Origin of the sequence: Halomonas sp. 7T, from assembly GCF_025643255.1 — a bacterium.
In the GTDB taxonomy this organism is placed as follows: domain Bacteria; phylum Pseudomonadota; class Gammaproteobacteria; order Pseudomonadales; family Halomonadaceae; genus Vreelandella.
On record NZ_CP087112.1, the window covers coordinates 1,069,926 to 1,089,548 of the forward strand.

A 19,623-nucleotide genomic window follows, 5' to 3' on the forward strand; every position below is an offset into this window, starting at 1 on the left:
TTAAAATTCCTCTTTGCTAAATGCTACAAAATCGAGGTTGTGTTCTGAAAGAACTTTCTCAATAGAGCGAATCTCATAATATATTTTTGACATTATGTTGGGTATATCTATGCCGCTCGAATAAATTTCATTATATTTTATAATTAATTTATCTCTTACAGTAACCAATGACTTGGCTTTTTCAACCGTAACCACCTTATATTGACAAACGGCCATATCACAAATTCTATCACAATCTGGATTCGTGCAATATCCACCAGGATGCTCGATGATAGATAAGCGTCCTTCCTCAACTTGCTTGCGTATCTCTTCTTTACTTAGATATATAGTGGAGTCTCCTTCCGCTCGAAGGTTTTTAATCCTCTTCCCTTCTGGGCCTGCTAACGTTTCAGCTTCATTGTAAAGGTGATAGAAAATATCAGTCATATAATTTTTGTTTTCACCTGCTATTTCGTCTTGAAGCTCGTTGTCAATCATCATGTCAAGATAAGAAGCAATGTTAGCTTGGTTTGCATACCAGGAAGTCATCGCTATATTCATATGCTTAAATTGATATTTAATATCTAGTAAAGATGAAAGTTTGTTGCGTACCAAGTAAACAGCAAATGTGCGACGGAAAGCATGAGGGTGAATATGCAGTCTCTCACCAATTTTAAGCTCGCCTTTCCTGGATGGGTTTAAAGTATTAAATTCATAAACGTCATCTTTTGTTGCAAGACAATCTAGTGAGCGTATGAAGGAATTAAGCGAATGAAATATTGACTGTCTTCCAGCATTAGGCTTCTTTGCGGTTGAGTGTGGTAGTGTAACGAATAAACTATCCGCATCTTTTAGAAATTTATTGCGCTCATCTACGTGCTTTATATCCGACGCCTGATTTTTCCATCCTTCGCGTGCAAAGCTAAAAGCATCCCATAGTAATTCAATAGCTTTCTTAACTGCAGGTATGGTTACCCATGAGATGGTTCGTTCGACACCACCAAGGTTGGGTTTAGTGTGAATTCCATTTAGCACAGACACCGTCATACCAGCATATTTTTTCTCTTGATATGATTCCAAGTTAAATGATTTTATTTCAGCGTCTCTACAGCCCGTAAATGCAGCGATAACAATGTAGCAGGCTCCCCTTAGTTTTGAGAGCCAATGACCACTATAATCAAATTCAATATCTATGGCTGACAGATCAAAATTTAAATTTTTAAGCGCATGTTTTCTGGATGATATGCTTGAAGTATATCGACCTGTTAGTCTTTCATACTCAGTAATGAAGTCGGCGTAAGCAGAAGATATTTCATGCCTATAGGGGTAATACACTTCAACTAAGTTTAGAGACTCTCTATAGTAAATGGTGGCGATACGCTCTGGCAAACATATTGCCTGAGAAATATTATCACCACTACTTGACAAATATCTTGCTAAGTTATCAGCGCTACCTATATTTCGGATTATTAATTTTTCAGCATATAGATGAGAAATGAAAATTAAATTATTTTTCCATGTTTTATATTTTAGTTTTCTATTCTTTGCTTGATCTATAACTTTTCGATAGTTTTTGTCTTCATCAATGAATTCATATGAATAGCCATTGCATGCTGTTATACATTTTTCAAAAATAACTGCCCCTTCAATGATGTTTTTAATAGCGCTTTTTTTAGATTTGAGGGTTTTGTTTGTTATGACCTTATATACAAGATGTTTAGTGGCTTTTTTGAATTCTCCTGACAGTCTGGAAAAAGAAACATCGAAGTTAAGAGACCACAAAATCCATTTGTCTGACGAGTAGTAACTATATGGGTTTCCATCAGAATCAATAGATATGACTATATCATTAATAGACGTCGTCAATTCCGAATCTTTAGCCCTTGTTGTTTCATTCATTAGTAAATTTCCAGCATCAATTCAATGTCACTAGTATCTTGCCAAAGCGGGTGTGCTGTATCTAGGTATTTTTGATAAGCTTCATGATAAACAGTTGCATGTTTCGTTTTAATGCGTTCAATAATAACCTGAACGGTGCTGTGGACTTTATTTAGCAAATTTGATGGCTTTGAATTGATAGATGGAGTTGTGAGAGACTCCAATATAACATCACCAAAAGACAGTAATAACCAGATATCTTCCACTTCTGCCACTACTGCATGATGCATACAGCCGAAGCACTCTAAAAACTTATGGCAAGCAACAAGATCAGATTCTTTGGCAAGCCCTTCTTTAATTAATGCGTTTTTTATCTTAATTGATTTTTCTCCAAAGGCACCACCACATCTTAAGCCATTTGATAGTTTTTTATACTTAGTGTTTGTGGCGCTTTCTTTGATTGGGTCATTGAAAATAAATGCACTTTCTTTTATTGCGTTATCTAATGGTGACCCTAGTGCAGTTTGCTCACGGATATATAGTGCCGAGGCTAGTGAGAGCTCAGTTGTTACTGGATCTCCATTAGCATAATGCTTGGATGCAGTTGCTACAGAATTGTTTAGCCCTTGAGCAACCATGAATACACTCTCAGTCGCTCTCATAATAAGAGAGGCCTTAGTCTTTCTAAACCGCTGGCTACTAAAGGCAGGAATGCCGAAGTTGATGATGTATTTGTTTAGTTTACTAGCGTTGCTAGTGGTCATTTTTGATGGCTTATTGCGAGAGAAATTTGGAAATATATACCCATCACTGTGAGAGTTTAGCTTTTTACTAATTTTAAGCCACCTATTAAAAAAAGTTTTTCCTTTTTTCGTAAAGCCGACTTCTATTTCGTTTACCCTTCCTGATTGCCTTCCTTTAATCGTCCTAAGCTTATAGGATCTGCGATTAATGTCTTGAAAAGGCTCTTCATCTATATCTGATATTTTTAATCCCAAGAGAGGGTTGGAGTTTGCTCCAGTGTGTAAGCAGGTGATGAAGTATGCAACTCTAACTAGATCGGTTTTCCATGTGCTATCACTGTTATTAGAAGTTGTATATCGTATAGAAACTCCGTTGCTCTCAAATTTAAAAGTGCCATCTTTATTTTTTGCATTATAGAGTGGGAAAATTAGCGGTGCAGTATCGTTGTCGATATGCTTTGCGTAATCGTCAAATATTGTATAAAGAGCTGATGCTATTTTATTAAGCTCATCGTCTGTGTATGGCTTTGTAGGCTCACTGTCTGATGGAAAAGTTATGAATATATTTTTACATTGCTCGTATAGCTCTATGTCTAGCTCTTTTAGCAACGATTTAATAGAGTTTTGGCGAGAAGATAAGCTTTTTCCTTTTATGCCTTTTTCATATAGTTTTGCTAGCTCATTAACGTACATGGATACGGAGTCATGGCAAAAAGTGTCGTTAATTCCTTCCGAGTCCATTTTTCTAATAAATGATACTGTTTCTCTAAATATATTAATCTTGGTTCTGTCAGTTTTATCCATGGCGTGGATTGCATTACAGACTTGTATTGCCAGCTCTCTGCGATTGGCATCGACAAGATCAGCCTGAGTCTTAGGCTTGTTTGTACGTTTTTCTTCCATTGAAAGAATTGGGCATCCTCTATAAAGAAGGCGCTCAAAATTGGCAGTGCCGTGCCCATCAGTGATAAATCTATCCTTCAGGTTTATGCTGACTACATTTTCTAAATTTGTTTTTTGTGCTGTCGATGTTTTTCTTTTTTTTTCTTTTAAAAAAGCCATTAATTTTCACCACTTTCAAGAATGATGTTTGTTGCCAGCTCATGAATTTCATTAGCTGTAACTACTTCCTCAGAAAGCTTGAGATAGCCCAGTAATGTGGCTCTGCTTTTGTGCCCCATCACAGACTGGAGATAGTCGAGGGCTTTCCCTTCTTTTATTCCTGAATTCAATAATTCTTTTAATCTTTCAACAGCATAGGTCGAGCGTAAATTATGAAACTTATGGCTAAAATTTGGAAGCTCGCTTCTAATGGCATTTCTGAGCTCACCCCAGCGTGCATCAATACTTTTAGATGAATATGGCTTGCCTAACTGGTTTAAGAGCAGCGGGGGACTGTGTTTGTCTTCAGGATGGCTTTCCTCATATAGTTTCCGGCGCTGTATGTATCGAGCTGAGTTAGTATAGTCATAGAGTTGCTGCATCAATTCAGAAGGGATTTCAGCTATTCTTACCGTCCCATTTTTAGTTGCCACACCTGCCCTTGGGTCAAGTGCTAAACCATCAGCGTTGATGAGGTATTTCTTTCTCAGCTGTTCTGAGCTGGGCTTGTAAATTGCGTTTAACCGAAGACTTATAATTTCTGATCTTCTCAATCCACAGTATCGACTTAGCTCGATTGCAATTTGGAACTCCTGAGATAACGCAATGCTCTTTGTGTTATTGCTTCTATTCGAAACTCCAGTTTGAAGCTCCTTGTAGTATTTTTTAGCGACGCGCCATTCCTGATGATTCATTGGAACCCCCTCTGTCAGCCTAGTTGTCCGGTTGGCGATATCACCTAAACTCAGTCCAGAGGGAGCGGTATGGAATTCATGTGCCACGTTATTCTGAAGAGCGTAAAGCCGCCATCCTGAAAAAGTTATTGCCGCCCCACAATCGCAGTGTGGCGTCGGTAGCAACGGAAGAAGGCATCTCCAACGCGACGCTGTATAGTTGGTTAAAACAGTGTCGAGAAAAAGGAGTGCCTGTGCCGGGTTACACCCAAGGCGACAACGAATGGTCACCTGACGCCAAGCTAGCCGTTGTCATCGAAACCGCGACGATGTCAGAAACAGAGCTTGGCGCTTACTGTCGTGAAAAAGGCCTTTATCCCGAGCAAATCCAGCAATGGAAAGCCGCTTGTCTCGAAGGAGCTGGTCGGCAAGAAGAGCAGGCAAAAGCAGCGCAGAAACAGCGCAAAGAAGACCGAAAGACCATCAAGCAGCTCAAAGCGGAAGTACGGCGCAAAGACAAGGTGCTGGCAGAAACAACGTCGTTGCTGGTGCTTTCAAAAAAGCTCGAAGCCTTGTACGGCGAGGATCCGGACAGCGGCGAGGACGACTAACGCCTCTAAAGGAACGTGCAAGGCTCATCGCGCTATTTGACGAAGCGGTTATGGGTGGCGCGTCCCGTTATCAAGCGGCTGCCGTGATCGGCATAAGCGAACGCACACTGAAGCGGTGGCGATCTGAGCGCGGCGCTATTGTCGAGGATCAGCGTCCACATGCAGGGCAACACAGGCAGCCGCATCAGCTGACGCATGAGGAAGAGCAAGCCATTTTGAACACGTGCCATCGCCCCGAGTATCAGAGCTTGCCGCCGTCTCAAATCGTTCCTTTATTGGCCGACGAAGGCGTCTATCTGGCCTCCGAATCGTCGTTTTATCGGGTCTTGAAAAAGCATCATCAGCAGCACCATCGTGGCCGTATGAAACCACGTCGTTCAGTCCCCGAGCCGACTAGCTTTACGGCTACAGGGCCAAACCAGGTCTGGAGCTGGGACATCAGTTATTGTGCCTCCGTTGTGCGAGGTCAGCACTGGTATCTTTACCTGATCATGGATATCTACAGCCGCAAAATCATTGCTTGGGAAGTCCACGACACGGAATCGGGCGAGTTGGCTAAACAGCTTTTGGAACGTGCCTTGCTGCGAGAAGGTTGCTGGCATCAGCCGCCAGTACTGCACTCTGATAACGGAGCACCGATGACCTCCTATACGCTCAAAGCGAGGCTAACAGAGCTGGGCATGTTGATGTCTTACAGTCGGCCGAGAGTAAGCAATGATAACCCTTACTCGGAAGCGCTGTTCCGTACCGTCAAATACTGTCCAGCGTGGCCCACCAAGGGCTTCGCATCGCTGGGCGCGGTACGAGAATGGATGCTAGCGTTCGAGCGGGCTTACAACGAACAGCACCTGCACAGTGGCATCCAGTATGTCACGCCAGCGGACCGTCATCGCGGCGTAGACCAAGAGCGCCTGGAACGCCGGAACGCGGTATACCAACGTGCGAAGCAGCGACATCCGCAACGCTGGTCGGGCCACACTCGAAACTGGGAAGTCACCGGCCCAGTCTCGCTTAACCCGGGAAAAATGCACGAAATCGAGCGTAATCAACAGGCTGCTTAAGCGCAGCCATTTGGACAACTGGGTTGAAAATCACCGGGAAGCAGTTTGCGTGATAGGCCATAATGGCTCGTATCATTTGGTAGCTTTAATCTTAGATCAGTGGTGTCCACATGAATCAATGTTTTTCTCATATACTCATGTGACCCACTCGTATTGACTTTGACTATCTCGTACTTAAACGGTGGGTGTTCAAATGGGTGATTTCTAGCCAGATAAAATTTATAAAACTTGATCACCACGCCCATATAGCTATTGGCAGTAGATCTAGCTATATCTCCATTTTTATATGCTTCACGAAGGTGCTTCTTGAACCCATAGGTAGGCCTTTTTCTAAGGGCGGCAGGCATAGTGTCCCAAGCAATGCCTATATCTTCAATGAAGGTAAAGTAGTGAAGCAATGCTTGTGCTTGAGTGTTAACCGCTTTCTTACGCAAATTGGCTTTTAAATGTATCAGCCAAATATTCGCGACTCTAATGCTGCTACCGTCTTCCTTGTATAAGAGAGGAAGTTTGCCTAGAGAATTGCCAGATCCTTCAAAGCATATTGATAGCTCTCCGGTAGACCTATTAATCTCTCGTTTAATTGACTGATCTACAACAAAGTCAGGAACTTCCCATAGCACTATGCCCATGCAAGTCTCCATGCCGTAATTTCACGATTTCTTAGATTTTATACGTAACAATCGTATTCAATAGAAAAATCGTAACAGTGCTCGATCCGGGTCGCCCGCATGCACCACGCTGGTGGCCTGCTTCATTAGCTTACGAATTACTGCGAGCTGGCCGCGGGCTTTAGAGCGCGGGGCCAGTTGCCACGTGCCGGGCACAATGGGCAGGCGGTTCAGCCGCCACTGTTTATCAGCGGGGTCGTAGGCTTCTGGAGGGGCTTGTTCCAGCAGGTGGCCCAGGCACCAGGTCACGGTGGTATCGCCGCAGGTGATAGCCCCTTCCTGACGTTTGCCGGCGCTAGGCAGAGCCTCGGCGATGGCGCGGGCGAGGCTGGGTTTTTCGGCGATAATCAAGCGCATACGGTATGGCCCTGGCAGCAGTCAAGAAACAGTTGCCATGGTAGCAGAAGGCATCCTGAGGTTTGAGCGCTAAGGCGTGAAAATGTATACAGCTGATTGAAAGGTGTCGCGCCAATTTTGTGCGTATAGTTTTTGTATAAAATTACTGAATTGAGTAAGCTGACACAAACCATTGGGAGGCAGTTTCCATGCGCGAGCGCGGTAGAACACGACGTTTACTGGGCCTGGGTGCCCGCACAGGGGGTGCCCTGTTAAAAACGCGCCTGGGCGGCCAAGCGGATTGGCGGGCCTTGGGTGAGGCGCTGTTTGAGGGGCTTTCAGAGCTGAAAGGCCCGGCGATGAAGCTGGCGCAGATTATGTCTCAATGGGATGACCTGCTGCCTCCCGATCTCGCCAACGAGCTTGCCCGCCTGCAGCGCCAAGCCGAGCCAATGCCTTGGCCGAAAATTCGCGAAGCGCTGGTGCTGCAGTACGGCGATATCGACCAGCACTTTCGCAACATAGAAGAGCGCCCCTTTGCCAGCGCGTCCATGGGGCAGGTGCACAAAGCGGTGACCCATGAAGGTGAAACCGTGGTGCTCAAAGTGCAGTACCCTGGGCTTGCCGAGGTGTTAGAAAGTGATCTCAAGCAAGTAAGGCGAATAATGGGCCTGGGGCGCTGGTTTAAAGTCCCACAAGCGCGGCTGGATGCGCTCTTTGAGGAGTTAGCCGCCGGGCTGCGGGATGAGTTGGATTATCATGCCGAGGCCGAGGCGCTGGCGCGTTACCGGGAGCGCTACCAGGATAACCCTGCCCTGGTGATTCCAGAGCCCCTGTTTGAGCTGTCTGGACAGCACGTTTTGGCGATGCGTTTTGTAGACGGCACCCCGCTGCGCGATCTAGAGAGTACCGATGATGCCACCCGCCAAAAAGTAGCCATAGCGCTGGCGGATTGGATTACAGAAGAACTCTTTACCTACCGCGAACTGCATGCCGACCCCCATGCGGGGAACTTTGCCTGCGACGACCAGGGCCGCTTAGTGATTTACGACTTTGGTGCCGTGATTCCCGTCCCTGAAGCGCGGCTCAAAGCCATGATGCAGCTTCTGGATGCCACCCTGGCCCAAGACCCGATGGCCATGGATGACGCCTTAATGAAGATGGGGGGCCGACAAGGGCAGGGCGCGCCACTTTCGCTGTATAAAGAGTCCGCCGATTGCGTATCGCCGCTATTCGCTCCCGGCGAGCAGGACTTCAGTGATGTACGGGTGCATCGTCGTTTGCGGGAGCTGACACCGAAGGTGTGGGCCGCCATGGATCGCCTCCAACCCCCAGCGGATACGCTGCTACTCTCCCGGGCGTTGAACGGCCACTACTGGAACTTGGTGCGTCTTAAAGCGCGTTTAGATATGCACACCCGCACTGAACCGTTGCTCAAGTGGGCCCGCTCGGCCTAACGATTGCCGCTGCGATCGCATTGCCACCCATGTTAGACTATTGCGCTTTTCAATTGGGTTCTGAAGATTCATGGGGCTTTTAAGGGCGCCCATTGGATGTTCAAAATCACTAGTCTTACAACAGTGGAGGCGGCAATGCTGGCGGTATGGGTCGATCAACTGCTGGGATTTGCCTCTGGGGCACTCTCGGCCATCAGGCAGCAGGAACACTACCCAGATTTTATGACATGGGTGCGTGGTAAGGGCGCAGAATCGTTTAATGGCAATGTCGCAACGGCTCAGGCGCTCGCGCCCATTTTATGGTCACAAACGCCGTTAGAGCGGCTCAACTTTGGCTGTGAGCCGCTGGCGACTCCGGGCCGTAACGAGCCCTGCTGGTGCGATTCTGGGCGCAAATACAAACAGTGTTGCTACCGCGTTGAATTCCCAACGGAAATTCCTGAGCAGATGATGTGGATGCTATCGCTTCGGGAGTGGAAGGGCGCCACGCTTAAAGCGGCGCTTGAGAGCCAGCAGGCCCCTGCCCAGGCGCTACTGGAAGCGGGTTTGATCGCTGCGGAGGGCGGCCAAACAGGGCGCTCCATGCAGATTCTTGAGTCGCTGTTTGATGGCAGTGACTGGTCGCGCCTACCCGAACAGGCGGAGCCTGCCTTTGAAATCCTCTTGGATATTTATCAAGAACGTGGTTTTACCCGCAAGCGCGCCGACCTTTTAGATGACGTGATGGAGCGTGGCCCGCTGTTTTTGCGCGGCGTGGCGCTTGAGCGTTTGTGCTTAATGCACCTGGATAACGACGACTTAGACAGCGCCCGCGCTGCGTTTGTGAAAGCGCAACAAGCGCTGCCTGACTCCCCGACGCTGGCTTACATCGAAGCGATGCTGCTGCTGCATGAAGGGCATGAGAGTGAAGCCAAAGAGCGCGCTGATTTTTGGTACCGCCGTTTGGTGCGTCAGGGCGATTTGGATGAAGAGCAGCTCGATTTTCTTGCCGCGCTGGCTGAAAACCCCGGCGCAACCCTTGCCGACCAGCTGCTAAGCGCTGAAGAGGACATGGCCACGCCTCTGGTGTCACTGCAGGCGTTGTTAGCTGCCTTGCCCATCGCTCCTAAGCTGAATATTAACCACGATCCAGAGACAGGGAAGCTGCTTTACAACACTACCGCTCGCGAAGAGACCCTATTTGCGACTTGGCACGAGCAGTTTCAAGTGATGGTGGATGAAGAGGTGGCGCTTGGATTCCGTGACGACCCCTGGGGCAACGCGGTGGAGTGGATGTCGGCGCTGTGTGCGCACCCCGAGTGGTTAGATGCACCCCAAGTAGTGCAAGACGTAGCGCTTGCCCTCACCAGCCGGTTTGGTAGCTTACCGTGGATGGCGCCAAGCCTGCTGGAGCCGCTGGCGTTGCGTCTCTCCCGCTGGTTAGAGCAAGCACGCGCTGCCGGTGACGGCAGTTTGTGCTGGGACGATGCGGATAATGCCATGCTGTTACGTACCGGCTTGGCGCTGGTGGTAGGCATGGAGCGTGGCGCCCGGCAACACTCCCGCGAGCTGGCCGAAGAGTTATTGGCGATAGACCAAGAAGATAGCCTGGGTCTGAAAGAGCTGGTGCTAGACCAACTGCTAAGAGATGACCGCAACGAAGAAGCGCTAGCGCTGACTGATGAGCCGCATAAAGACGATGGCTCGCTGGTATTAGGGTTACTGATGGGCCGCACGTTGGCGCTTTATCGCCTAGCGAAGCGCGATGCCGCTGAAACGGCTTTGGCAGAGGCTGTTGCCCATAACCGCTATGCGCTTGAGCTGCTGTGTGCTGAAAGCCCAAGGCCCTCCATGCCCTATGCTGATGGCCAGGTTGACCCTGGCTCCCGGGCAGAGGCATGGCAGTACCGCACGTTAATGCGTGACCAGTGGCGCACCACCCCAGGCGCTCTGGAGTGGCTTAATCATCACCGCTAACAGGCGGCTAGTTAGCCTGAGCAAGCGGGGTAGGGACTAGCTGCTTATCTCGGCTTATCCAGATCGCTAACGCAATCGCGGGTAAGCCGAGCAGTGTGGCTACCACAAAGAAAGTGGCATAGCCCTGGGCGCCCACCACAATGCCGCCAAATCCGCTCAAGAATTTGCCCGGCAGCGTCATCAGTGACGAAAATAGCGCGTACTGTGTGGCCGTGTAGGCCCGCGAGGTTAAGCTGGAGAGGAACGCAATAAACACCGCGCTGGCAAGCCCATTGGCGAGGTTATCGCCTATAATCGTTACCACCAGCATAGGCACTTGATTGCCAATCACAGCAAGAGCTGCAAACAGCAGGTTGGTTACCATTACCAAACCCGCACCAAACACCAGTAGCGGGCCAATGCCGTAACGGGCTACTAGCAGCCCGCCCAATATGCCCCCTGCAATGCTCATGGCAATTCCAAAAATATTGGTAACATTGGCGATCGTTGCCAGCGAAAAGCCAAGGTCGATATAGAGCGGGTTCGCCATGGAGGCCATGGCAAGGTCGCTAATGCGAAACACCGCAATAAAGACCAAAATGCCCATCGCCTTCACACCATAGCGGCGGAAGAAGTCGGTAAAAGGGCAGACAATCGCTCCAATCCCCCAAGCACCTAAACGACGCAGCGTTTTGGGCTTGCCTCGGCTGGCACGAATAAACGCTCGCACTTTGGGTTCATGAATTAATTGTACGCTTAACGAGGCGCGCTTGGGCTCCGGGCGAATTAGCACGGTGAGCACGCCAATGCCTACCAGCGCAGCCATAGTGAGGTAGGCCGCGTTCCATGATACTGCCGAGGCCACGTAGAGCGCACCGGCCCCGGCCGCCAGCAGCCCGCCTCGATAGCCAATAATGTAGGTGGAGGCCATGGCTGCTTGAACATCGTCATCAGCGGACTCAATTCGGTAGGCATCGATGGCGATATCTTGCGTTGCGGAGCCAAATGCCACCAAAAGGGCAAAGGCTGCTACCCAGCCTAAGTTACCTACGGGGTCTACACCTGCCAAACCGACTAACCCAGCGGCAATCATGCCCTGGGCCAGCAGCATCCAGCCCCTGCGTTGGCCAAACGCGCGGGTTAGTAGCGGAAGCGCTAAACGATCTACAATTGGTGCCCAAAAAAACTTGATTGAATAGAGCATACCAATCCAGGCAAAAAAGCCGATGGCGGCCACTTCTACACCGTCACTGCGTAGCCAGGCTGATAGCGTGGAAAATACCAGAAGAAACGGCAGGCCAGCGGAAAAGCCTAAAAACAGCATGGTGATCACAGGTGCTCGGCAGTAAATACCAAGCGCCGCCAACCAACTGCGCTGGGGCGTCGGGGTGGGCATGTAGTCATACACTCCAAAAAAGAAAACGTCAGTGTCGAGGCCCGCTCAAAAACCGGTCGGTGTTAGACTAGGCTCAGGGTTCATGGTTAGCACTCCATGACAACGCCCACAGCTTACCGGAGAGGAGTTTTCCATGTCGATTACGGCACATCAGGTAGTGACCTTACACTATGTACTCAGCGACGTACTTCACGATGGTAGTACCCACGTGTTGGATGACTCCCAGGCGCGTAGTACGCCGTTGGAGTACCTACACGGCCACAATAATATCCTACCTGGCCTGGAGCGTGCGCTAGAGGGAAAAGAGGCAGGAGCAGAGCTTCGTGTCACGTTAGCCCCCGCCGAAGCGTACGGAGTGCGCAATGATGACTTGGTGCAAGAGGTAAGCCGAGCGTCGTTTGGTAGCGCTGAGCTTGAACCCGGTAGCCGGTTCCAAACCGAAGGAGAAGCCGGGCCGCAAATTGTCACGGTGCTGAGTATTGACGGTGAGCAGGTCACGGTGGATACCAACCATCCCCTGGCAGGACATACCCTTCGCTACCAAGTAACCGTGTTAGACGTAAGAGAGGCTACCCGGGCAGAATTAGCCAAGGGTCACCCGTTACCACCGGGTACCGAGCACAGCAAAGTGGAAGACCGCAAAGTTTTGTGACAAAACGCTGAGACAAAGTGCTGAGACAAAGTGCTGTGACGTTATAGGTAAGCCTCCTCCCTAAGTGCGGCTACCGAGCTAATTAAGTGCTTAGCATCCTTAGAAATGATGTGCGTCAAGTTCTTTACCGGTCCTAGTTGAGCCATCTTAAAAGCTTGACCCAGGTCAGTTTCCCCCTCCGTTAACCCCGTAGGATGAATGCATATATCACGGCGGGAGGGGAAGCCATGTACTGGGATGATACTGTCGTTTTTAGCTTAGTCACTATCGCGTTAGTGATTGCATTTATGATCGGTTGGGCTGGCTTTGTCATCCGCGACCATCTTCGTAAGGATGAGCGTAAAAAGCCTTAGTTTTATCGGTTGTTACCGTCGTCAGGGGAGGGGGCTTGCTTTTACGAGTAAGCTTCCTGTTGCCGGCCCACTTGGGCCGGCTTTTTTGTTTGTCCGTCTTTTCGTCTTAAGTTAATAGGCGTTGAAAACGGTAGTCGTCATGCTCTGGTATAGTACTTTTACTGTAGACAATACTTGCCATTAGGGAACTCCTTTCCATGACCGCTGCTCGTTTATGCGTTGTATTTACTCAACGTTTTAGAAAGCAGGTAAAAGCGGGCTTTGCCTCTTTGTTACTACTGCTGATCGTTTTTCCATTAGCAAGTGTTCATGCGCAAGTGTTAACGCTCATCAACGGCGATGATACCCGTCAACTCCCGGTCGCAACGCTACTCCAGCAGGCAGACGCCACTTTTACGCTTTTTGATCCTTACCAGGGACGAGACGTGGAAATGCGTGGCTTTGAGTTCCGCGATTTCCTGATTGAGCAGTTTGGTGATATCCCTCCTGAGCTACATTTCACAGCCTGGGATGACTACAGCGTCACGCTCGGCGGGTGGGATGACCCCAATTGGTTCATGATTGTTGAAGAGGATGGCGAACCACTGTCACTTCGCTCTCGCGGGCCGTTTCGCTTGGTCGAGCGAGATTACGGAACGCGCGATGTCAACTCACTTCGTGAATTTAATGACTGGGTTTGGATGATTCGTAGCATAGAGGCCAGATGGTGAGTGCGAATCAGCCTGTAAAATCGCCTGAATCCGCTGAAAAACCAGGCTGGGTAAGACGCCGTTACGTTACGTGGCTTTCGCTAAGCCTGATGAGCTTTATGGCGCTGATGATGCTGATTGTTTATGAATCGCGCTGGGTGTATCCAGAAATCCAGGCCTACTTTAGCCAAACAGGCAGCTTAACAGGCCAGCAATTGGCTACTCGCTCTCGCGCTTACCTACAAAATGCCCAGCAAACGCTGCTCAACGACCAGCCAATGAGTGGGGAGAACATCGAGGCGATTTCATTGAATCTGGATCTCGCCTATGGGTTGATGGACGTGAGCGTTTATCATCAAGAGTATGCTTGCACGGGGCCTAGTGTCACGACGGTGGGCTCGCTTACCTCGCGTCTCACGCAAGATGCGCTTTCACCATTGGCTGCCTCGCGTGAGCTGTTAGAGCCTATTAACTGCCTAACGCACATTGAAATGGATCAGTTAGACCGCCGGGGTATGGTGATTAATAACTTCTCGGAAAGTACCCGGCGCCATAGCCAAATGCTTATCTACTCTAGTATGACTATTTTCATCATGGGGTTACTTTTTTGGGGGATGCATGAGCGCCAACTGCGCCGGACGCAGCGTGCTACTGAGCAAAAAATTGCCTGGATGAAGCGAGCTATGCGTGACCCGCTCACCGGGATTGGCAACCGCAGTGCGCTACATCAAGAGGTTATGGCAAGAGCCAACCAGCCCCTTGGGTTGATCTTGGTAGATATCGACTTCTTCAAACAGTACAACGATGAGCTGGGCCACCCTGCCGGCGATCAGCTATTGCGTCGTTTGGCCAGCCTGCTGAAAAAGCAGTTAGGCACGGAGGCTAAGCTCTACCGGCTAGGCGGTGATGAGTTTGCTGCCGTGTTACCGTGTGCTGATGACACCGAGCTAGCGCAGTACTGTGAATCGTTAATAACGGGGCTGACGGCTGAACAGTTTAACCACCCCGCCCATCCAGATAACAAACAGGTAACGCTCAGCATAGGCGCTGTGCGCTTTATAGCGGTTGAAACAACCTTCGCGTACGCTTATGAAACGGCTGATAAAGCGCTGTATAGCGTGAAAGCGGCAGGTCGTGATGGCTGGCAGATCAGCGCAGGCGCATAATGTCATCGTAGAGAGGCGCTAAGCGGCCTAGCATGTCATTGCGGGCGGCGAGGTTGACGCCTTCTTCCTGCATTGCGGCATCAAGATATTCAACCACCCGGTTAAAGTGCGCGTTTGTAATCCCCATCGTTTGGTGGGCGCGGTCCATGGGCGGGCCGTCGTAAGTGCAGGGGCCATCGCTGATATCGCACAGCTGAGTCGCCAGCGATTCGGCAAATAGGTCAATATTGCTATTAACAAAGTAGCCCACGATATCGTTGTCATCGGCAATGCGGTAAAGCAGGTTTTCCACCACCGCATCAATTGTGGTTTGTCCACCCATACGGTCGTAGAGCGTGGCTTGCGGGTGGGGTTGCGCGCAGCCAGTGAGCAGCAGGCTGGTAAGTGCCATGATGATGAAGAGATGGCGTGCAGTAGAGGCTTGATACTTCATGGCAGCTCCTTGCTGTTAGCGCATAAGGTGGAAGGGTAAAGCGCTTTAAAACGCCGCCTGTAATGAGAGATAACCACCGCGTTGGGAAGGCAGCCCCGCAATGTCGCCCAGGTCAAGCCATGCGCCCGTCACGGATAGGTGTTTGTTAAAAAAGTAAGCGCTGTAAACACTTTGCCAGTCGTCTTCTTGCGCCACGCCGAGGTTATTGGGTTTTTGGCGATACTCAGTGCCAACTATCCAGTTAGGGGTGATAAACACGCCTAAGCTACCCTCTGCCATCCATGAGCGACCGCCCTGGTCGCCACCAAACCCAAGCAATCCGCCTTGATTTGCCGCCGTATTACGCAGCGTGCCGTTGAGTAGAACGTTGCGACCTAAAAAAGCGTTAAACAGCAGTTTGCTGGCGCTTAGGTAAGCCTCCGTGCCGCTCACATCATCAGCCCCAAATGCGGTGGGTACACTGCCATCTACCAACCGCTTGTGCATCACGCCGACACTCCAGATGCCCAGAGGGTGGTAGAGTACATCGCCAAATAGCCGGGCCTTGGCTCCATAAATATCCTGCTCAAGCTCTCCACCCAAAGTAGAGAGTTCGAGGGATTGGCGGGCAATGGATAGCTCCAGTCGATCGTATAGGTTGACGCTGGCCCCTGTGACGGTGAGCTGGTAATCATCAACCCAAGCCCGCGTAGCCGCCGCTGTAACGCCTATTTCGGTATCGCTAGCGGTGCTGGTCAGGACGGCCCAGGGCGATAATCCACCGCCGGCTGCGCCCTCAATGGCACTGACTGCACCGGTGCCTAAAATACGGCTACCCGCCACACTGGGCGCTGCCAGCCACAAAGTGCTAAGCGCGGCAAACGCCAGCAAGAAGCGCTGCATCAATAGGCTGGTATTGCGCATGTTGTCCCCTTGTTTATTAGTAAGTGGCCGTTGAGGCGAGTTGCAGCGGCTTGAACGCGCCCAGCCAGCGAGTAATATCTTCGGCGGGCATCGGTTTAGCAATCCAATAACCCTGAAGATAGTCGCAGCGCAGTTGATTCAAGATCATAGCGCTAGCGCTGTTTTCCACCCCCTCCGCGACGATTTTAAGGCCTAGATTGTGGCCCATTTCAATAGTCGAGCGGACAATCGTGAGGTCCTCTTGCTGGGCATCGAGTTTTAGGACAAACGATTTATCGATTTTCAGCTCATCAACCGGCAGACGTTTGATCTGAGCAAGCGATGAATAGCCGGTGCCATAGTCATCAACAGCAATTTTCAGCCCTAACTGGCTTAACGCCATCAGCGTTTTCGTCGCGGCTTCAACATCCTGCATTACGGCGCTTTCGGTTACTTCAAGGGCTAATTGGTCTGTTGTTAAACCGTAGTGCTCTAACAGTTCGTGAATATGCTGTGGAAGGCTTGGGTCAGCGACGTCACTGGCCGACAAGTTGATTGCCACAGAGAGATGGAAGTTGTTATTTTTCCAGGCGTGCAACTGCTGGCAGACGTCCGTTAGCATCCATTTAGTTAGCAACCCAATATCACCCGAGCGCTCGGCCAAGCCGATAAACTCATCAGGAGGCACAAACCCAAGGGTCGGATGCCGCCAGCGCATGAGCGCTTCAAATTGGCAAACATGCCCAGTAGCGGTGTCCACTTTGGGTTGGTACGCCATCCATAACTCGCTGTTATCCACCGCATTTTGCAGGTCTCGGATAAGCATCAATTGGCGAAGGTGCTGTTCGTCTTGGCCTTCAATGTAGCGTTTGTGGTGGTGACCCAGGCGCCGTGCTTGATCAAGCGCGATGTCGGATCGACGTAGCAGTATATGGGCACTATCACCATGGGTGGGGTGGCTGACTTCTCCTGTGGTTAGCGAAGGCGTTATAAAAGAGTTATCTAGCCTGATGGGCCCGCTGATAAGCGCCATAATCTCTTCTCGCTGGTGTTTCTCAAGCGCGTTTTGGCGAATCATGAGCATTAACTCGTCGCCGTCCAAGCGATATGCCTTCATAGCGGGTGAGGGCAGGTTGTGCATGCGCTGAGCGAGGCTAACCAAGAAATGATCGCCTAGCTCGTAGCCAAATGTATCGTTGATACTGCGGAAATCTTTAATCCAGAGGCGTAAAAGGGTGAACGCATGGCTCTGCTTGATACGCTGCTCGATATCCTCAAACGCGCGCGTTCGATTGGGTAAGTTAGTCAAACGATCATGGCGTGATTGATGCAAAAGTGTCGCTTCGCGCTTGGCGATATCCTCCTGCATGGAAAGCAGTGTGGTCGCTAGCTGGTGGGTTTCGGCGACAGTAGCCCCTGCTGGAATACGTTCGACACGCTCTCCCTGGCCAATGCGTTTGGCTGCCTGCGCCAGGGCCATCAGCGGCCTACTAATGCTGCGGGCACTCCACGCTGCCACCGCTAAGGTTAAGACTAATATGAGAGCCACAATGCCCAGTAGTTGCCATTGAAGTCGGCTATAGGCACTTAGCAGCTCATCGCGGGAAAGCTGAATGACGACAAATGATTGGTAATATTCGTCGGTAAGTAGAGGCGATGAGTAGGACAGATAGCGCTTGTCGTTGCTCGTCTGGCCACGAGTCAAGTTGCCGCTTCTCTGTTGTTCCCCATTGATATTCACCTGTGGCATGGCGAGCTGCTGATGGTTAGAACTCGCCAAATAGCGCACGTCGCCAGCGGAATCGTAGGTGATGATGCCCGCTTCTAGTCCGGTAAGGGCATTGATTTCTTGGGTCACCTCTTCATCGATTAAAAACCCCATACCTACCCAGCCAATCAAGTTAGGAGCGCGAATCGGTAACAGCACAAACTCATAGGGCTGGCCGTCGTCAATGACTACGCCAACGCCGCTCCCTGTTTGCCGAGCACGCTGAAATAGCTCAGGAAATGGCATCTCACTTTGCTGCTCATGGTGACTGCTGGCCAGCATATTGCCGCTTAAATCGCTGAGCATGACCATATCGGCTTGGGCGCGGTCGCCGTGGTTGGCGAGTACGGAGTAGAGCGTTGCGGTATCTTGAGTGGCCACTGCGCTTTTAAACCCAAAATCATCCGCTAAAATCGCGACATTATCCCGGAGTTGCTCACCACGAATGTCGAGCAACTGTTGAAAAACGCGGGCGCCAACCTCTAAACGCTGCTGGCCTTTTGCAAGCGCATCATTTTGGGTAGCGCGTAAAAAGGCAGCGCCAGTGGCAAGTTGCGAAATGATAACAACCGTTAACAGCACGAGTGTTAAACGAGTGCGAAAGCGCATGGTCACCTCAGTTAGTGACTGTGCGTAGCATTTTGAAAACGCTGCTGCAGGGGCGACAGCGTGGGTGGCTGTCGCGGCACCGCATTGAGTTCTAGTTCAACGGTGATATTGTCTTGATGACGGATCTCACCTTCCCACCAAACGTTTTGGCTATCATCCATACGACTATGCCATACCCGCATACGATGTGAGCCTTCCGGTAGCATAGGCAGGTTGAGCGTGCCGTCACCCTGGGTGAGCGCAGCATAGGGAGCATCGCTCACCACGATAAATGCCTGCATTTGATCATGAATATTGCACCCCAATACCACTACACCCGGTTGATCAAAGTGAATAGGTGGCGGCGTTTCATTTAGAAAGAGTTCCAGATCAAAGGGTTTAGCCTCAGAAAACGAAAATACATGATGTCGCGTGGTGTCTTCATTTGGAAATGCGACATAGCTGCCAGTAGGGACCGTAGTGACAGTAGGGTGGAAAGCGGCATCCCGTTGAATGATGTTTTTCTCAGCGGGTGCTGGTGAGGCTGCACGCTCAATGTAGACCTCGATCACTGCATGCTCTAACGGGAAGCCGTCAGTATCGATAACGTTCACCGTAGCCGCGTTAGTGTGAACGCTGAATAATGCGGCAAGAGTAATGAGCGGCCATGCAACATGGCGTAGACCCATCGTTTTACGCGTTAGGGGCATGGCGATAGACCTAATTAACGTCAACTGTAGTGTCTTATCATGTCGTTATTGCACTGAAAAGTCATGTTATCGCATTAACGATGTACTCACAGAGTGTTAAAAAAGAGTAAATAATAGGGAAGTCGTCCCAACCGTATGGTGTCTTCTGCAGGACAGGGCTTAAAGTTGTTTCAGAAACAGTGTTCGATAATCTGTTGACTAGCCGAGACTGGAGAAACATCATGAGTAACGAGACGGATGATCTACTAACAAAGCGTCGTTCGCGCCGCCAAGTACTAGCACGTTTAGGGCTAGGCGCTGCTGCGCTTTACGTTGCCCCTACGCTACTTTCCTTGAATCAAGCAGAAGCCCGCTACTCACGTACTAGCTACTCGCGGCCTAGCTATTCCCGTCCTAGCTATTCTCGGCCAAGCTATTCTCGGCCACGGCATAAACGTCCGCACTACTCCCGCTACGATCGTCCCCGGCCCTCGCGCTTCGACAGTGGTGGGGTAATCGAAATTCGCCTTAGCCGCTTATTGCCACGCTGGTAGGAGGAGG

General features: G+C 50.2%; 17 protein-coding genes and 2 pseudogenes. 9 read left to right on the plus strand and 10 right to left on the minus strand.

Annotation, left to right across the window (positions count from 1 at the left end; genetic code table 11):
- Genes LOS15_RS04890 through LOS15_RS04900 form a run of 3 tightly spaced genes read right to left on the minus strand, consistent with a single transcriptional unit; the run spans window position 1 to window position 4,396 of the window.
- The gene (locus LOS15_RS04890; protein ID WP_263068521.1) at window positions 1–1,878 is read right to left on the minus strand and encodes a hypothetical protein; all 1,878 of its coding nucleotides are present in this window, start codon (window positions 1,876–1,878) and stop codon (window positions 1–3) included.
- Entirely contained in the window at window positions 1,878–3,662 is a 1,785-nt protein-coding gene (locus LOS15_RS04895) for a hypothetical protein (protein ID WP_263068522.1), read from the minus strand. Before LOS15_RS04895 ends, LOS15_RS04890 begins: the two co-directional genes overlap by 1 nt.
- Window positions 3,662–4,396: a site-specific integrase gene (locus tag LOS15_RS04900; RefSeq protein WP_263068523.1), complete on the minus strand. Its 735-nt coding sequence runs from the start codon at window positions 4,394–4,396 to the stop codon at window positions 3,662–3,664. Before LOS15_RS04900 ends, LOS15_RS04895 begins: the two co-directional genes overlap by 1 nt.
- Window positions 4,397–4,476: 80 nt before the next feature.
- Between LOS15_RS04900 and LOS15_RS04905 the strand changes: the two are divergent.
- Window positions 4,477–4,560, plus strand: a pseudogene (locus LOS15_RS04905) (hypothetical protein); the annotation flags it as partial.
- A gap of 209 nt (window positions 4,561–4,769) precedes the next feature.
- On the plus strand, window positions 4,770–6,047 hold the full coding sequence (locus LOS15_RS04910) for an IS3 family transposase (protein ID WP_226916873.1): 1,278 nt from the start codon (window positions 4,770–4,772) through the stop codon (window positions 6,045–6,047).
- Here the strand turns inward: LOS15_RS04910 and LOS15_RS04915 are convergent.
- Complete coding sequence (locus LOS15_RS04915; protein WP_263068524.1) at window positions 6,044–6,679, minus strand: hypothetical protein; 636 nt, start codon at window positions 6,677–6,679, stop codon at window positions 6,044–6,046. The two genes, LOS15_RS04910 and LOS15_RS04915, sit on opposite strands and share 4 nt — an antisense overlap.
- Before the next feature lie 81 nt (window positions 6,680–6,760).
- Window positions 6,761–7,075, minus strand: a pseudogene (locus LOS15_RS04920) (toprim domain-containing protein); the annotation flags it as partial.
- A gap of 188 nt (window positions 7,076–7,263) precedes the next feature.
- Here LOS15_RS04920 and LOS15_RS04925 point away from each other — a divergent pair.
- Both LOS15_RS04925 and LOS15_RS04930 read left to right on the plus strand, forming a co-directional pair.
- The gene (locus LOS15_RS04925) at window positions 7,264–8,511 is read left to right on the plus strand and encodes an ABC1 kinase family protein (protein ID WP_263068525.1); all 1,248 of its coding nucleotides are present in this window, start codon (window positions 7,264–7,266) and stop codon (window positions 8,509–8,511) included.
- Between the two features lie 135 nt (window positions 8,512–8,646).
- Window positions 8,647–10,467, plus strand: coding sequence for an SEC-C domain-containing protein (locus LOS15_RS04930; RefSeq protein ID WP_263069630.1), 1,821 nt, complete (start codon window positions 8,647–8,649; stop codon window positions 10,465–10,467).
- A 7-nt stretch (window positions 10,468–10,474) separates the two neighbouring features.
- Here the strand turns inward: LOS15_RS04930 and LOS15_RS04935 are convergent, their stop codons facing one another.
- Window positions 10,475–11,842: an AmpG family muropeptide MFS transporter gene (locus LOS15_RS04935; RefSeq protein ID WP_263068526.1), complete on the minus strand. Its 1,368-nt coding sequence runs from the start codon at window positions 11,840–11,842 to the stop codon at window positions 10,475–10,477.
- A gap of 133 nt (window positions 11,843–11,975) precedes the next feature.
- On the opposite strand from LOS15_RS04935, the gene LOS15_RS04940 reads away from it, so the two are divergent.
- The 4 genes from LOS15_RS04940 to LOS15_RS04955 all read left to right on the plus strand — a co-directional run bounded on the left by LOS15_RS04940 (window position 11,976) and on the right by LOS15_RS04955 (window position 14,702).
- On the plus strand, window positions 11,976–12,494 hold the full coding sequence (locus LOS15_RS04940; protein WP_263068527.1) for a peptidylprolyl isomerase: 519 nt from the start codon (window positions 11,976–11,978) through the stop codon (window positions 12,492–12,494).
- Window positions 12,495–12,721: 227 nt separating this feature from the next.
- Window positions 12,722–12,847 (plus strand): cytochrome c oxidase subunit CcoM, encoded by a 126-nt coding sequence (gene ccoM, locus LOS15_RS04945; RefSeq protein ID WP_263068528.1) that lies wholly within the window; start codon window positions 12,722–12,724, stop codon window positions 12,845–12,847.
- A gap of 197 nt (window positions 12,848–13,044) precedes the next feature.
- A complete protein-coding gene (locus LOS15_RS04950; protein WP_263068530.1) occupies window positions 13,045–13,557 on the plus strand; it encodes a hypothetical protein in 513 nt (170 codons plus the stop codon).
- Window positions 13,551–14,702, plus strand: coding sequence for a sensor domain-containing diguanylate cyclase (locus LOS15_RS04955; protein ID WP_263068531.1), 1,152 nt, complete (start codon window positions 13,551–13,553; stop codon window positions 14,700–14,702). Before LOS15_RS04950 ends, LOS15_RS04955 begins: the two co-directional genes overlap by 7 nt.
- Here the strand turns inward: LOS15_RS04955 and LOS15_RS04960 are convergent.
- Genes LOS15_RS04960 through LOS15_RS04975 form a run of 4 tightly spaced genes read right to left on the minus strand, consistent with a single transcriptional unit; the run spans window position 14,686 to window position 19,083 of the window.
- A complete protein-coding gene (locus LOS15_RS04960; protein ID WP_263068532.1) occupies window positions 14,686–15,135 on the minus strand; it encodes a group I truncated hemoglobin in 450 nt (149 codons plus the stop codon). The two genes, LOS15_RS04955 and LOS15_RS04960, sit on opposite strands and share 17 nt — an antisense overlap.
- 45 nt (window positions 15,136–15,180) lie before the next feature.
- Window positions 15,181–16,038: a DUF3034 family protein gene (locus LOS15_RS04965; RefSeq protein ID WP_263068533.1), complete on the minus strand. Its 858-nt coding sequence runs from the start codon at window positions 16,036–16,038 to the stop codon at window positions 15,181–15,183.
- Window positions 16,039–16,054: 16 nt separating this feature from the next.
- Window positions 16,055–18,394: a putative bifunctional diguanylate cyclase/phosphodiesterase gene (locus tag LOS15_RS04970; RefSeq protein WP_263068535.1), complete on the minus strand. Its 2,340-nt coding sequence runs from the start codon at window positions 18,392–18,394 to the stop codon at window positions 16,055–16,057.
- An 11-nt stretch (window positions 18,395–18,405) separates the two neighbouring features.
- Complete coding sequence (locus LOS15_RS04975) at window positions 18,406–19,083, minus strand: Cupredoxin (protein WP_263068537.1); 678 nt, start codon at window positions 19,081–19,083, stop codon at window positions 18,406–18,408.
- A 221-nt stretch (window positions 19,084–19,304) separates the two neighbouring features.
- Here LOS15_RS04975 and LOS15_RS04980 point away from each other — a divergent pair, with 221 nt between their 5' ends.
- Window positions 19,305–19,616 (plus strand): hypothetical protein, encoded by a 312-nt coding sequence (locus LOS15_RS04980; RefSeq protein WP_263068538.1) that lies wholly within the window; start codon window positions 19,305–19,307, stop codon window positions 19,614–19,616.
- Window positions 19,617–19,623: the final 7 nt, after the last annotated feature.